Below are 14,849 nucleotides of genomic sequence, written 5' to 3'. Positions count from 1 at the left end.
ATTCAATTTTCGGACCTTTTTTGAATCAGCTAAATTTTGGTCACCTTCAAACCGTTTTCATCCCCTTTGTCTATCAGCACCCGGTCACCCCGTTTAAAGGTGCCCTGCAGCAATTCCTCGGACAAACGGTCTTCTATTTCCTTTTGGATGGCCCGGCGCAGCGGCCTGGCACCGTAATTCTCGTCGAATCCCTCCCGGGCCAGGTATTGGGCGGCTGCCGGGGTAACTTCAATGGATATCTCGTTCTCAGCCAGCCGTTTGGCCACTTCCTGCACCATCAGGCTTACAATTTCCGCAATATGAGCCTGGCTTAAGGCATGGAAGACAATGATGTCATCAATACGGTTTAAAAATTCAGGCCTGAACGCCCGGCGCAGCTCATCCATGACCTTTTTCTTCATATTCTCATAGCCGGTACCGGCACTCTCTTCGGTTTTAAATCCCAGGGTGGTTTCCCGCTTGATTAAATTCATGCCTATGTTGGAGGTCATGATAATTACGGTATTACGGAAATCCACCGTACGCCCCTTGGCGTCGGTAAGCCGGCCATCCTCCAGCACCTGCAGCAATATATTAAACACATCCGGGTGGGCCTTTTCAATTTCATCCAGCAGCACCACGGAGTAAGGCTTGCGGCGCACCGCCTCGGTCAACTGGCCCCCTTCATCATATCCCACATAGCCCGGGGGCGCACCCACCAGCCGGCTCACTGCAAATTTTTCCATGTACTCGCTCATGTCTATGCGCACCATGGCCTCCTCATCGCCGAACATGGCCTCGGCCAGCGCCCGGGCCAATTCGGTTTTACCCACCCCGGTGGGACCCAGGAAGATAAAGGAGCCGATGGGCCGCTTGGGATCCTTCAGCCCGGCCCGGGCCCGGCGAATGGCCCGGGACACGGCTGTAACCGCTTCCTCCTGGCCAATTACCCGCCGGTGCAATATTTCCTCCATACGCAGCAACCGCTGGGACTCTTCCTCCGCCAGCTTATCCACCGGTATACCGGTCCAGCTGGCCACCACCTGGGCAATATCTTCAGCTGTAACCTCCAGCTTTTTACCGCCCTTTTGCTGCTGCCAGCTGCTGCGTTTTTCGTCCAGTTCCTGCCTGAGCTTGCTTTCCTCATCCCGCAACTGGGCTGCTTTCTCAAATTCCTGGCTATTTACGGCCGCTTCCTTTTCCTTGCGCAGCTCTTCAATACGCTGCTCCAGTTCCTTTAGATCGGGGGGCGCGGTAAATGCCTGCAACCGCACCCGGGAACCCGCCTCATCCATTAAATCAATGGCCTTGTCCGGCAGGAATCGATCGGTAATATAACGGTCACTGAGCTGGGCCGCAGCCTTTAAAGCCTCGTCGGTGATACGCACCCGGTGGTGGGCCTCGTATTTATCCCGCAGCCCTTCCAAAATTTGCACCGTTTCCTCCACACTGGGCTCCTCCACCGTAATGGGTTGGAAACGACGTTCCAGGGCCGAATCCTTCTCAATATGCTTGCGATATTCATCCAGGGTGGTGGCCCCAATGCACTGCAACTCTCCCCTGGCCAGGGCCGGTTTTAATATATTGGCGGCATCTATGGCCCCTTCCGCCGCCCCGGCGCCGATGATAGTGTGTAATTCATCAATAAATATAATAATGTTCTTTTCCTGGATTATTTCCTCCACCACTTTTTTCAGCCGTTCCTCAAACTCGCCCCGGTACTTGGTCCCTGCCACCAGCGAGGCCAGGTCCAGGGTAACCAGGCGCTTTTGGTTCAATGTCTCGGGTACGTTGCCGGCCACAATACGCTGGGCCAGGCCCTCGGCAATAGCTGTTTTGCCCACCCCCGGATCACCGATGAGCACAGGATTGTTTTTGGTACGGCGGCTTAAAATCTGCACCACCCGCTCAATTTCCTTATCCCGGCCCACCACGGGATCCAGTTTATCTTCTTTGGCCAGGGCCGTTAAATCACGGCCGAACTGTTCCAGGGTAATGGTTTTGTTGCCGCAGGTTCCCCCGGCGCAACCCGGCTGGGGCTGCTGTCCCTGGGGCATGCCCCCGGCACCGCCCAGCAGTTCCATAACCACCTGGCGCACCCTTTCTTGACTGGCCCCCATGGCACCCAGCACCTGGGCAGCAACGCCTTCTCCCTCCCGTATCAAACCCAGCAGCAAATGCTCGGTACCTACGTAGCTGATGCCCATACGCCGGGCTTCATCGACGGAAAGTTCCAGCACCCTTTTCACCCTGGGGGTCAGGGACACTTCCCGGGGTACTCCATCGCCCTTGCCGGCGGCCTGCTCCACCATGGCCCGCACTTTACCGGCCTGCACCCCCAAACTGGCCAGGGCTTTGGCCGCTACCCCTTCACCTTCACTGATCAGCCCTAATAATATATGCTCGGTGCCCACATAGGGGTGCCCGTACCGTTTGGCCTCTTCCTGGGCCAGCATCAGCACTTTATGTGCCCTCTGGGTAAATCTACCGAATAACATATTCTCAACCTCCCTGGTTAAGCTTGTTACGAATAGTCTGAGCTCTTAAAATATCCCGCTCCAGGGGATTTAAATCACTGTTCCGCTGTTTGGCCAGATACGCGGGGCGGGTCATCACCATCAATTCCGTTAATTGCGCGGGCGCAGGACCGGTAATCAGCTGCAAATCCACCCCCAACCGCACATCGGATAACCGGCGCATGGCCTCCTCGGAGGAGATCATATGGGCATGTTTCAGTATGCCATAGGAACGGCCCACTTTGTCCTCCAACTGATCCCTGCGCTGCTGCAACAGCGCCTTGCGGGCTTCCCGCTCCTGGGCCAGTACCTGACCGGTAACCGAGTTTAAACTGGTGATAATATCTTCTTCCGCATGCCCCATGGTAACCTGGTTGCTGAGTTGGAATAAATTACCCAGTGCCTCGGTTCCTTCACCATATAATCCCCGCACCGTAAACCCCAGCTTGGAGACGGTGGTCAGTACCGCCCCCACCTGATCCACCAGCACCAGGCCGGGCAGGTGCATCATCACCGAGGCCCGCATACCCGTGCCGGTGTTGGTGGGACATGCGGTAAGGTAACCGAACTTTTCGGAAAAAGCGTAATCCAGCGTATGCTCCAGACCGTCATCCACCTGGTTTACCAGTTCCCAAGCCTTCTCCAACTGCAGCCCGGGCAGCAAGCACTGCACCCGCAAGTGATCCTCTTCATTAATCATGATACTGATCACTTCATCATCCCGCAGGGCTACGGCTTTTTTTTCATGCCCCTCCAAAAGATTCGGGCTGATCAAGTGTTTTTCCACTAGTATTTGCCTCTCCACAGGGGTCAATTCAGACATGCGGATCATCTCCAAATTACCCGCCCGGCTCTTAACAGCCTGGTTTTCCATGGCCAACTGCACCGCGTGGATAACTTGCCCCGCCTTTTCGTTATCCAGCAAATGGGGGAAGGCATATCCTTTCAGGTTGCGGGCCACCCTGATACGGCTGCTGATCAATATATCCCCATCCGGGCCGCCGCCCAACATCCAACCGCTTCTGGCATTATTCACCGTCTCTTTAATACCCATTATTGTCCCCCCCGGCCAACTGCTGCTCCAACTGCCGGATCTCATCCCGCAATTGAGCTGCCCTTTCAAATTCCTCCCGGGCCACGGCTTGCTGCATTTGTTCTTTCATATCTTTAATCTTCCTCGCCAGTTTGGCCTGCCCGCCGGTTCGCTCGGGAACCTTACCCGCATGGTTGCTGGAACCGTGAACTCTGCGCATAAGGGGCTCCAGGCGATCCCCAAAATGCCTGTAGCAGTCACCGCAACCCAGTAATCCCTTTTGGGCGAATGAGTTTTCCGTGGTGCCGCACGTGGGACAGCTGGTTTGCTGCTGGACTGCAGCGGCAAAGGGATGGGCCGGCGGTGCCTGGCTCAAAAAACTGGCCAATATATTATGCAGGTTGATTTGAGGCATAAAGCCAAACCCTCCGGCCTGCCCCTGGCCGGCACAGATTTCGCACAAATGCATTTTGGTTTGGTGACCGTTTACTATTTGTGTATAGTGCACCGTAGCAGGCCTTTCATGACATTTTTCGCAAAGCATGATTATTCCCCCTGGAATATTATTTGGAGTGTTTAAATATAACCATTAATATGGATTTAAGAATGTTGGCTCGCAACTGGTCCCGGGCCGGCAGGCCGATACGCAATACATTACGACCCAGACAGGCCTTAATAATAGCAACCTCCCGCGGGGTTACCAGCTCCTCCTCCAGCAACCGGGCTAAAATTGCAGTGGCCCTGCGTTCGGAGATACGGTCCCCCACCAGGCTGATCACTTCACTGAGCAGATCCATCTCACCGGTATTTAAAGGCACTTTCACTATCCGTACAAACCCCCCGCCACCCCGGCGGCTTTCCACCACGTAACCCCTTTCAATGGTGAACCTGGTGGCCAAAACATAATTAATTTGCGAGGGAGCGCAATCAAATTTTTCGGCCAACTCATTGCGCTGTATCTCCACCTTTTTTTGGCCGCTCTGCTGAATCAGTTTGTTTAAGTACTGCTCGATTATGTTAGATAGACTGGACATTATGCCAACTGCCCCCCTACAACAGAAAGTTGCTTTACCCGGCGTAGCTCTTTGCGGGTCCGGTGTTGATTTTGACTTTAACTTACTTTAACTATAGTATAACACGTTTTGCTGATTATATTTCAACAATCGTTAAAGGTGAAAAAAATTAATTAGCATTAAGATATCGCCTTTTATCTTAGCCTTAATTAATTTTTCATAAATTAAAATAAAATACCGTTGCCTTGCTACCTGGCCCGGTGAAGTACCCGCCCGTCAAAAACAAAATAAAAAGAGACATTGCAGAGTATATACTCTGCAATGTCTCTTTTTTGGCTCCCCGAGCTGGATTCGAACCAGCAACCCTCCGGTTAACAGCCGGATGCTCTACCGTTGAGCTATCGAGGAATAGCTGGTGGAGATGACCGGACTCGAACCGGTGACCCCCTGCTTGCAAGGCAGGTGCTCTCCCAACTGAGCTACACCCCCGCTTGGGCAGCATAATCCATATTAAACTTGGAACCTGTACAGGGCTTCTTGATATCGCCCTCCGGTATTAGATATTATCATATCTGCGGTAATATGGCAAGCGTTATTAATTAACCGAAACACCGTCGACTGCCTGCATTACCAGTTGACTTGACACCAATAACGGCAACTTAATTGGTGGGCCTGGGTGGACTCGAACCACCGACCTCACGCTTATCAGGCGTGCGCTCTAACCGGCTGAGCTACAAGCCCCAATTGGTTGCTAACAGGATTTTGCCGGCGTGCAAAATCTGTTTTTGGTTACCGCCTCGGTTTTTAATGTTATCATAACACTCGAAAAGTGTCAATAAACAAATTTTAACGATTTAACGTCTACCCCTGGTTCTCCCGCGGCTTCATTAACGGGAATAATATGACATCTCTAATGGATGCCGCGTTGGTTAAGATCATCACCAAACGATCAATACCGATACCAAGCCCGCCCGCCGGCGGCATACCGTATTCCAGCGCATTGATATAATCCTCATCCATCATATGCGCCTCATCGTCACCGGCCCGCCTTTTTTCGAGCTGGCTCAGGAATCTTTCCTTTTGGTCCAGCGGATCATTAAGCTCGGAAAAGGCGTTGGCCATTTCCCGTCCATAAATAAACAGCTCAAACCGGTAGGTAAGGTCGGGCCTGTCCTCTTTTTTCTTGGCCAGAGGCGATATATCCAGGGGGTAATCATAGATAAAGGTGGGCTGGATTAAGTTAGGCTCCACTGTTTCTTCAAACACTTTGTTTAATATGGAACCCCAGGACTCACCCCGTTCCACTGCAACGGGCAGATGCTGCACGGCGGCATACGCCTCATCACCTGTGCGCAGCGATTCAAAATCCACACCACTGTACTTCTTAACCGCCTCCAGCATAGGCACCCTGGCCCAGGGTTTAGCCAGGTTGATATCCACATCGCCATAGCGCACCACATTGGTACCCAGTACCTGTTCCGCCACGGTGCAAATCAGGTCCTCAGCCAGATCCATCATGTCGTTGTAATCGGCATAGGCCTGGTAGAGCTCCAACATGGTAAATTCGGGGTTGTGCTTGGTGCTGATGCCCTCATTACGGAAATTGCGGTTAATTTCATATACCCGTTCAAACCCGCCTACCAGCAGCCGTTTCAGGTAGAGCTCAGGAGCAATCCGCAAAAATAGATCCATATCCAGTGTATTGTGGTGGGTAATAAACGGGCGGGCTGCCGCTCCACCGGCAATGGCATGCATCATGGGCGTTTCCACTTCCAAAAAACCCAGCCGGTCCAAATAACCACGGATAGCCTTGATAATCTTGCTGCGTTTGACAAAGGACTCCCTGACCTCGGGGTTGACTATTAAATCGACGTATCGCTGCCGGTAGCGCAGTTCCACATCACGCAGGCCGTGCCACTTTTCCGGCAGGGGGCGCAAAGATTTGCTTAACAAACGCAGGGTTTGAACCGCCAATGTTATTTCACCCATGCGGGTTTTAAATACCTTGCCGGTTACACCTACAATATCACCGATATCCAGTTTGGTAAATAAATCATACGCCTGCTCGCCAACGTCGTTGAGCCGGGCATAGATTTGAATTTGGCCCGTACTGTCCTGGATATTGGCAAAACCCGCCTTGCCATGACCCCGTTTGGCCATAACCCGGCCCGCCAGGGAAACCTGCCGGTTTTCAAAACCCTCGAAATCATCCAGTATTTGCCGGGCGGTATGGCTGCGCTCATATTTACCACCATAAGGCTCCAGACCCTGTTCCTTGAACTCGGCCAGTTTGGCGAGCCGTACCCGTATCAATTCATTGATATCCTCGGTTTGAGATGGTGATACACGATTCTGATTTGTTTTATCGCTGGACATTTAATGTGATTACCTCCGATGCACTAAACAAACTATTTAATTATATCCACAATTTGGTACTTCAAAATGCCCGCAGGCACGGTAACCTCCACTGTTTCACCTTTGGACTTACCCAGTATGGCTTTACCCACCGGGGATTCGTTTGATATTTTATCTTCCGCGGGGTCGGCCTCTGCAGAGCCGACAATGGTGCACTTGAACTCCTCGTCAAATTCCATATCACGCAAAAGCACCGTGGAGCCAATGGATACCACCTCGGTGCCCAAATTTTCGTCATCAATAATTTTGGCATTGCGCAGCATTTTTTCCAGCGTAAGTATTCGCCCTTCATTAAAGGCCTGCTCGTTTTTGGCATCCTCGTACTCGGAATTTTCGCTTATATCACCGAATTCTATGGCCTGCTTAATTCGCTGGGCTACCTCCCGGCGGCGCACCGATTTTAGTTCCTCCAATTCCGATTCCAGTTTTTTAAGGCCCTCTATGGTAAGAATAACTTCCTTATCGCTCATTTTAATACCTTCTCCTTAATCTTAATCTTAATCTTAAGTTTACAAAACAATATATGTTATTCCCACTTAATTATTCGAAAAAACAGGCACATACAAGTAAAAGTTGCCAAAACCTCCGCTTAGTACCTCCGCTTAGTATTAAAGCACTGCAAAAAAAAATTGCAGTGCCTGGTGTTCTTGCCTTTCATCCATAACATTATATGTAGACCACTATTTTTTGTCAAGGGTTGCTGCAAGCGTACTAGCGTACAATATTGCATTACCGGGCCTCGGGCAGGGCTAGACTCGCCCTGGCCCGCTCTTTAATCAGGGCTATTTCCCCGGGACTAACCGCCCTTTCAAAACTGCGAAAACCGGCCAGGCGAAACCCGTGTTTACGGGCCAGCGCCGATATCTGTTCCACCTGCTCAATACTTAAATCCCGGCCCAAAGTAAAATTCTCGTAGCGGCCCTCCATGGCCAGCATCATGGTTTCCGCCATGCATGCATAGGACGTGCCCTCGGGAAATCCAAAATTAAAGTGAAAATCAACTTCACCCGGCACATTAACCACACCGCCCTCAATTACCAGCACATCCCGGCGTTTTTCAGCCACCTGTTTGGACACGTTGCGTGGACGGCTAACATCACATACCACGGCTCCGGGCATTAAATCCTCGGGACCAATGATGGTATCCACCGCGCTGGTCACGGTGATCACAATCTGGGCGTTCTTCAGAGCATGTTTGATATCCGAGGTAATTCTGGCCGCCACCCCGGTTTCATACATGATCTTGCGGGCTAGTTCCTCCAACCGGTTTTTCTGCCTTGCCACCAGCGTCAAATAGCGCACGTCCCGGGCCAGCACCCGTGCGCAAACCTGTCCGATGGAACCCGTGGCTCCCACCACCACAGCGTGGCATTTTTTCAGGTCATGGCCCATCAAGCGGGCTGCCTCTCTGGTACCTTCCAACGCCGTGGCCACTGTGTAGCTGTTACCGGTGGTGACAGCAATATCCAGGTTTTTGGCCACGGTAATACCGGCATCCCCCACCACCGAGGTAAAGGCGCCCAGTCCCAGTATTTTAGCTCCCATCTTCTGGGCCAGTTTACCGGTTTTTATAATTTTGTTTATAACAAATTCCTCAGGTAATTCCATCATCAAGCGGGCGGTAATGGGACAAGCTACAAACCACCCTTCCGCCCGGGCATGCTCCGAATAGACACCGGTGATTTTGGATACCTTAATGGGCGGTGCATATTTAAACAAACCCTCCAGCAGACGGGGCGGCAATTTACCCAGCAGTCCGAACTTACGGGCAAAATCACTTATATCCAAAGGGTGAATCATGAACGCAAATGTATTCATCAAACCTTTCCTCCTTTAATGGCCCTGATCACCGCCGCCAATTCCGCCGGATCAACGTACTTATCTTCCTGGATGGGCGAATCGCCTATTTCCAGCCCTATCACTTCCTTATCCAACGTAGCCCGCAAAATTTTAATCCTCTTGCCCGATCCTATAACCACCACCTGATCATAGGAATGCACCAAAGCAATCAGTTCCATAATGGAATTAAAAAGTTCTATGCCGCTTTTTTGCTTGACAAAATCCCAGCGCTCCGCTTCACTCATTAACAGTGCATAATCAACACCCTCGTCCCGCATTAAAGCATATAACTCGTCACGATTGGCAATGGGAAAACCGATCACGGCCACACTTTTGCCCTTGCGCACCTCGCCCAAGTTTTCCAGGCGTGATACCAGGGTACGGTCTATGCCCAGCCGGGCCGCCACATCGGTCTGAGATAACCCCATGGACCGCAGCTCTAAAATCTCCGTAATAAAATTATCTATTTTGTGCCTGCTTATCACTTTATCGCCGATACGTATTAAATCCATGTCCTCTACCCCGCCAGTGATTGCGACGATTAAAAGTTTAACCATATCACCAGGATAACCTGTGCACAATATTGTGTACAGTTACATTTTAACAGCACAGGCCCGGCAAGTCAAAGAAGAACTTCAAGCTTATTGCCGGCCTGAATATTTTACTATTAGCGGTTGATACCGTGTTGATTAACGTAAACGTCAGAAGTTCGGAGAAAAAATGAGTTTCGCCGCATACAGGGCGGGTGGGGTCTTCAAATCGATAACTTTCTCGCATCCAACCGGAAACTTTTCGTCTTATGACAAGCTAATTATTATGCAAAGGACATGGTGCTCATGACAGCGCTGCTATGCAAGTTAAATTCGATATTATTTTGAAAATTTTCTGCTTATCGCTAATGTGTAAGCCATTATTATAGCAAAAAACCCCACAGATAACATTTAATGTTACGTGTGGGGTTTTGTGCTAGATTTTTAAGCACTTTCATAGTAGATATTCTCCGGTTCAACGCCTGCACCGTGCAGGACCTTCAAGGAGGCGTTAATCATCGGTTTAGGACCGCACATATAAACTTTATAACCTTTTAAATTCAACTCTTTAATAACATCGGTAACAAATCCCCGTTTACCGGACCAGTCCTTATCGTTCGCCACCACCTTGATATATTCAAATTTACTGCTCTGGGACTGCAGTGTACTGAAGTGGTCATCGTAAATCAGCTCTTTTGCTCTATTAACGCCATAAACCAGCTTGACATTCTTTTCGTTATTTGAATTTTTAACGATATCCCCTGCTACCGGCACAAACGGCGTTATGCCTATTCCGCCGGCCACCAAAAGGAAATTATCTGAATTTTTATTGACCACCAGTTCTTTCCCCATAGGCCCTTCCAGCTCAACCAGATCTCCCTCTTTAAAAGTATCAAAGAGTATTTGTGAGCCAAAGCCACCGGGCGTATATTTTACCGAAACCTTAACTTCCGTCCCGTCTTTTTTGCAGGATGAAATTGAATAGGCCCTGAACATTTTGGGCTGCTCACTGATTTTAACCAGTATGAACTGCCCCGGTTTATAATCCAACTTCTTGGGTTTAATCATCTTAAAAGTATACTCATTTACATCACCGGTAAGTTTTCTAATTTGACTGATACTCGCGGCAATTTTTCTTCTTTCCCTGTAACCGTCAATATCAGTTTCCTCTTTAAGCCGGAGAGCCTCTGATTCATTGCTCAGCGACAGGATGCCCGCTGGACAATTATGAACGCAAGTGGAACACCGTATGCATGCTTCGTTATCAAACTGGTTCTTCTCCGAAAATTCCAGGTAGGGAGTTAGCTGCATGGGGCAAACCCGGGAACATTTACCGCAAGTGTGACACATTTCTTTGCTGGCTATAGTTACTTTTGCGTCGGTCTTCCTGTTGAGGCGCAGTAGCTTTCCAAGCTTGTAAGTGAGTATTTCCAGCGTTCCCATAGGGCAAAAATTACACCATGCCCGAGGACTGATACTAAAGGCCAGGATTGTTCCCACAATGGTTACCACCAGATAGTTCATGACAAAAATGTATCCCAGCTTATCGAGAAAACTGGCGCTGCCATAAATGGCAAATACTTTAATCAAACGGCTAATCATCATGTACATGAACCAGGTAAACACTGCCGCAGCCATTAATTTGTGTTTCATAAAAGCAGGTATTTTTCTATTTGCCCCGCGGGGCATAATGATAAAATCAAACAAACTGCCGTGGGGACAGATATTGCCACACCAGTATTTGCCCTTCAAAAAAGCCATTACAGCCAGGGTCAGCATAAGCGGTATAATCAGCAAGCCCAGTTTGGGGAACCATAACCCGCCAAAAGCCACCAGCGGGACAAACATCCAGCTGTATTTCCTGACTGAGTTGAATACCCGATTGGTCTTAATGTAAAAAGAAGCCATGTCTCAAACCACCTTTCATTATATACCCCTGGGGGTATAATTTTTGATTTAATTATACAGCTAGACAGGCATATTTGTCAAAATGTTTTTAAGCCCTTATTTGATGTATTTATGAAAGAAATTTGTGCAGCTTTTTGGGCATGGGCTTGCTGGATGTTAATTCATTATAACAATACCCCATAGGGGTATTAAATTTCATTCACAGCTCTAAAGCGTTTTAAGGGAAGCGGTTATTTAGTGAATTAACTCCTGCAGCCGGCTTCGCCGTTCTTAGTTATAACCACCGGAGCCAGGGGCTCGTGGCATATTCTCGTGGCATATTACAGTAGAACCTTAGAAAACAAAAGAAACGGTCTACTCACCAACAGCAAGTAGACCGTTTTACTGTGTATCAAAAATTTATATTGTTTGCACATTTAAAAAACCAAGATCCTGGAGCATGCGTAAATCTTCTTGAATTGTTTCCCCGCTGGTAGTTAAATAATCACCCACCATAAGCCCATTTGCCCCGGCTAAAAAAGCCAGGGGTTGAAGGCGGCGTAAACCTTCTTTTCTACCGCCGCAAAGGCGCAACACCGCCCGGGGCAGCACCAGCCGGAAAACAGCTATGGCCCGTAATATTTCCAGGGGAGATAAGATCCTTTGGTTTTGGAGCGGCGTCCCCGGTATAGGGTTTAAAAAGTTCAGGGGCACAGAATCAATGTGCAGTTTTTGCAATTCCAAGGCCAATTCAACCTGGTGTACCGGGGATTCCCCAAGGCCCAGTATGCCACCGACACACACCCGCAAACCGGCTTTTTGGGCGGCCAGTATGGTCTCCACCCTTTCCTGGTATGTATGGGTGGTACAAATTTGATTAAAATAGCCGGGCGACGCCTCCAGGTTATGGTGGTAGGTGGATAATCCCGCTTCCGCAAGCATGGACGCCTGTTTTTCGTTAATAATACCCAGGGAAGCGCACAGGTCAAGATTAGTTTCCCGGCGTAAGAGCACAAGGGTTTCCAGCACTGTTTCCAGGTCACGGTCGGAAATACCCCGGCCGCTGGTAACCATGGAAAACCGCTGCACCCCCGAAGACTCTACTTTAATTGCGTAACTCAAAATCTTTTCAGGACTCAACATGGGGTAAGTTTGCACATTGGTATGATAGTGGGATGATTGGGCACAAAATGTGCAATTTTCACTGCAATGGCCTGACCGGGCGTTAATAATGGAACACAAATCCACCCTGTTTTCCGGAAAATGCTCACGGGTAACCCTGCCGGACAGGCTCACCAAATCATAGATTTCTAAACCGGTCAATTGATTAAGTTCCATTGCCGTTTCTTTACTTATTGGCAAGGCATCTGTAATTTTTACTTTTAGCTGTTCCAGCAAATGGACTCCTCCTCGGTTACTATTTTGATAGCCGCATTAGTAATATTTTCAACTGTTTTCCAGTGGATCAATATAAAACATCTATTACCCATGCATAATGTTAACTGGTTTGCAAAATGGGGTTAACGATTGCCAGGCAAAAACCCTTATTAGATATTACCAAAGTGCATAGGAGATGTAAACCTATAAAATTATTATGGTTGACAATAAAGTTATTTAACGGACACGGCAGCCGGCTGCAAGAGTGGCATCCAGGCTGCCCAAGTGGCATCACACAACCGTATTGCTTATAACTGTTTGAAAACCGTTTTTTGTGGCTGTAAATATTAACTGGTCAATGGACTGCTTTGCAGTGTCGCTAAACAAAAACCATTGGTTGGCAGAAGCATCGTAAAGCAAAATCTCGGGGAACCCGACCAAAATTTCGGCGGGATGAGCATTAATCAAACCATAAATATCAAATCGTTGTATACTGTTACCATCCAAATCCAAAAAGTCATATTGTCCCAATTTATAATAGGCTCCGGGTAGGTCCATGTTAACCTGCCAGGAGTAACTAGCGGGAGCTTCCACCTTGCTGCCTTTATGTGCTAAAAACACATCATAAATGGCTTTGTTATACGCGTTTCCTTTGATATGCTGCACTACACCGCCCATGGTCATGTGATATTCATGCTGCAATGCTTGTATTTTTGCACCGTTTATTACCAATAGCTCTGCTTCATTACCCCTTTTTTTCCTTTCGGCCAGATGCAAAAAGGCCTGCCCGAACCTGTTTCGGTCAAGCTAGCCTCGGTAGCAATCTCACGCAACTCCTTTCTCCTCTTTTTAGTTTTTATTCCAATCCCTGGTGACTTCAGTGCTAACAAAATTGACTATCGGCCTGCCCATTTTCACTAGTTTCCATACCTCTGTGGAAATTCCCGTATCTGAATCTGTAACCAGTAAAACATATTCCCCATCATTCGTTTTAATCAAATCTATTACTTCCCAATAATGAATATCATTTATATCTATATTAAAAAGCATTTGTAAGTCGTTAGGAAGGCCAGGTATACCCCACTTGTATAATTTTCCTCCGGAACGGAAAAACAACGAATTATCTTCATACTTTAATGCCAAAGTCCAAGGAGAGTACCGGTTTTTAAGAATATCTTGAGGGTTATATGAATTCATTATATCCCCGCTGCTATTTATCTCTAAAACATTTATGCTGGAATCATCATGTGCTCTTTTTTCTAAAACAACAAAAAGATGATCATTTTTACCCACAAAAAGTTTACTGAAATATGCATCTTGTTGACGTTGGTTTGATGGCAGATTTTCAAAATTGAAAATTACATTTTCTTTACCCTCGGGTGTTATTCTTAACACCTGCTTTGCGGAAGATAAATAAAAATTACCTTTTTGATCCACATCTAATGAATTAAAGTACTCTTGCGCAGAGAAGATTTTTTTTATCTCTTTCTTTTCAACATCAATTAAGTTGAGAGTAGATTCTTGTACGACACCCTGTTCATATTGGCAATTTAAAACCGCTAATTTTAGAGGACTTACCACAGAAAAATCTTCTATGGCTTCCTGTATAATTTCCTGTTCCTCAGGTATCCAGGCTGTAAGGTCATAAATTTCCCCCTGGTCATACATTTTTATTGTTGAATAATTGTCTAAAAAATATAGGTAATGATCATATGATTCTATTTGAGTGGGATTATCCAGCTGGCTTTTTACTTTCCAGGCCGCACTTGAACAAGAAGTTAGCGTAGCTATAATCAATAAAGATAAAACCATCAGAATAATTATTGGCAAATGCGATATTTTGCCACAACCTCTAAGCATATTTTTCAAATTCCCCCCTTTAAGCTCATTTGGCCTTTTCCTTGCACAATTAGCTTTAAATTTCCCTGTTCCGAATACCTTTAAATATTATGATTCAGGCTTTTTCTTTTGTATAATATGCAAGAACAAAAGGAATCAAAGGAACAAGTGCTAGTAACCTAAACCAGCTCTCAAAACCGCTAAAATAAAGCATTGGTAGTAAAAAAGCCATACCACTTATAAATAGCGCCTTCCAGGATTTTTTCCATAGTCCGTAAACAAATAAAAATAGAGCAACACCAATTAGTAGCCAGAAGATGAATCCTGCCCAATAAAAGCCCATTTGCCCACCTCCCTAAATAGGCTAAAAAAATTTCAGCGCAGATAAGCTTTTTACAGTGGCACATTTAAAATCTTATCC

At 47.7% G+C, this 14,849-nt stretch carries 13 protein-coding genes and 3 tRNA genes; all 16 read right to left on the bottom strand.

The annotated features are described in order from the left end of the window. Positions 1-29: 29 nt before the first annotated feature. Positions 30-2,477: an ATP-dependent Clp protease ATP-binding subunit gene (locus LX24_RS11390; protein WP_166512279.1), complete on the bottom strand. Its 2,448-nt coding sequence runs from the start codon at positions 2,475-2,477 to the stop codon at positions 30-32. 4 nt (positions 2,478-2,481) lie between these two features. Then, the gene (locus tag LX24_RS11385) at positions 2,482-3,549 is read right to left on the bottom strand and encodes a protein arginine kinase (protein WP_166512278.1); all 1,068 of its coding nucleotides are present in this window, start codon (positions 3,547-3,549) and stop codon (positions 2,482-2,484) included. Then, positions 3,539-4,072, bottom strand: coding sequence for a UvrB/UvrC motif-containing protein (locus LX24_RS11380; protein WP_166512277.1), 534 nt, complete (start codon positions 4,070-4,072; stop codon positions 3,539-3,541). The genes LX24_RS11385 and LX24_RS11380 overlap by 11 nt, the downstream gene beginning before the upstream one ends. Positions 4,073-4,091: 19 nt before the next feature. Beyond that, positions 4,092-4,562 carry a CtsR family transcriptional regulator gene (locus LX24_RS11375; protein WP_166512276.1) on the bottom strand — a complete coding sequence of 157 codons (471 nt, stop codon included), beginning with the start codon at positions 4,560-4,562 and terminating at the stop codon, positions 4,092-4,094. Positions 4,563-4,874: 312 nt separating this feature from the next. After that, positions 4,875-4,949, bottom strand: a tRNA-Asn gene (locus LX24_RS11370). A 5-nt stretch (positions 4,950-4,954) separates the two neighbouring features. Beyond that, positions 4,955-5,030 (bottom strand) — tRNA-Ala (locus tag LX24_RS11365). A gap of 175 nt (positions 5,031-5,205) precedes the next feature. Beyond that, positions 5,206-5,282, bottom strand: a tRNA-Ile gene (locus LX24_RS11360). A 120-nt stretch (positions 5,283-5,402) separates the two neighbouring features. Continuing rightward, complete coding sequence (gene lysS, locus LX24_RS11355; protein ID WP_166512275.1) at positions 5,403-6,917, bottom strand: lysine--tRNA ligase; 1,515 nt, start codon at positions 6,915-6,917, stop codon at positions 5,403-5,405. Positions 6,918-6,949: 32 nt separating this feature from the next. Continuing rightward, positions 6,950-7,426: a transcription elongation factor GreA gene (greA, locus tag LX24_RS11350; protein WP_166512274.1), complete on the bottom strand. Its 477-nt coding sequence runs from the start codon at positions 7,424-7,426 to the stop codon at positions 6,950-6,952. Between the two features lie 259 nt (positions 7,427-7,685). Further along, positions 7,686-8,774 (bottom strand): shikimate dehydrogenase, encoded by a 1,089-nt coding sequence (locus LX24_RS11345; RefSeq protein ID WP_166512273.1) that lies wholly within the window; start codon positions 8,772-8,774, stop codon positions 7,686-7,688. Continuing rightward, on the bottom strand, positions 8,774-9,307 hold the full coding sequence (locus LX24_RS11340; protein WP_166512272.1) for a helix-turn-helix domain-containing protein: 534 nt from the start codon (positions 9,305-9,307) through the stop codon (positions 8,774-8,776). Before LX24_RS11340 ends, LX24_RS11345 begins: the two co-directional genes overlap by 1 nt. 462 nt (positions 9,308-9,769) lie before the next feature. Continuing rightward, complete coding sequence (locus tag LX24_RS11335; RefSeq protein ID WP_166512271.1) at positions 9,770-11,233, bottom strand: FAD-binding oxidoreductase; 1,464 nt, start codon at positions 11,231-11,233, stop codon at positions 9,770-9,772. A 399-nt stretch (positions 11,234-11,632) separates the two neighbouring features. Further along, positions 11,633-12,610 carry a biotin synthase BioB gene (bioB, locus tag LX24_RS11330; RefSeq protein ID WP_243131717.1) on the bottom strand — a complete coding sequence of 326 codons (978 nt, stop codon included), beginning with the start codon at positions 12,608-12,610 and terminating at the stop codon, positions 11,633-11,635. 270 nt (positions 12,611-12,880) lie between these two features. Beyond that, complete coding sequence (locus LX24_RS11325; RefSeq protein ID WP_207706599.1) at positions 12,881-13,366, bottom strand: hypothetical protein; 486 nt, start codon at positions 13,364-13,366, stop codon at positions 12,881-12,883. A 72-nt stretch (positions 13,367-13,438) separates the two neighbouring features. Beyond that, positions 13,439-14,458, bottom strand: coding sequence for a hypothetical protein (locus LX24_RS11320; protein ID WP_166512270.1), 1,020 nt, complete (start codon positions 14,456-14,458; stop codon positions 13,439-13,441). 85 nt (positions 14,459-14,543) lie between these two features. Then, on the bottom strand, positions 14,544-14,771 hold the full coding sequence (locus LX24_RS11315) for a hypothetical protein (protein ID WP_166512269.1): 228 nt from the start codon (positions 14,769-14,771) through the stop codon (positions 14,544-14,546). Positions 14,772-14,849: the final 78 nt, after the last annotated feature.

It is taken from the genome of Desulfallas thermosapovorans DSM 6562, from assembly GCF_008124625.1.
GTDB lineage: Bacteria > Bacillota > Desulfotomaculia > Desulfotomaculales > Desulfallaceae > Sporotomaculum > Sporotomaculum thermosapovorans.
This window is presented reverse-complemented; position numbering and strand designations above follow the sequence as displayed.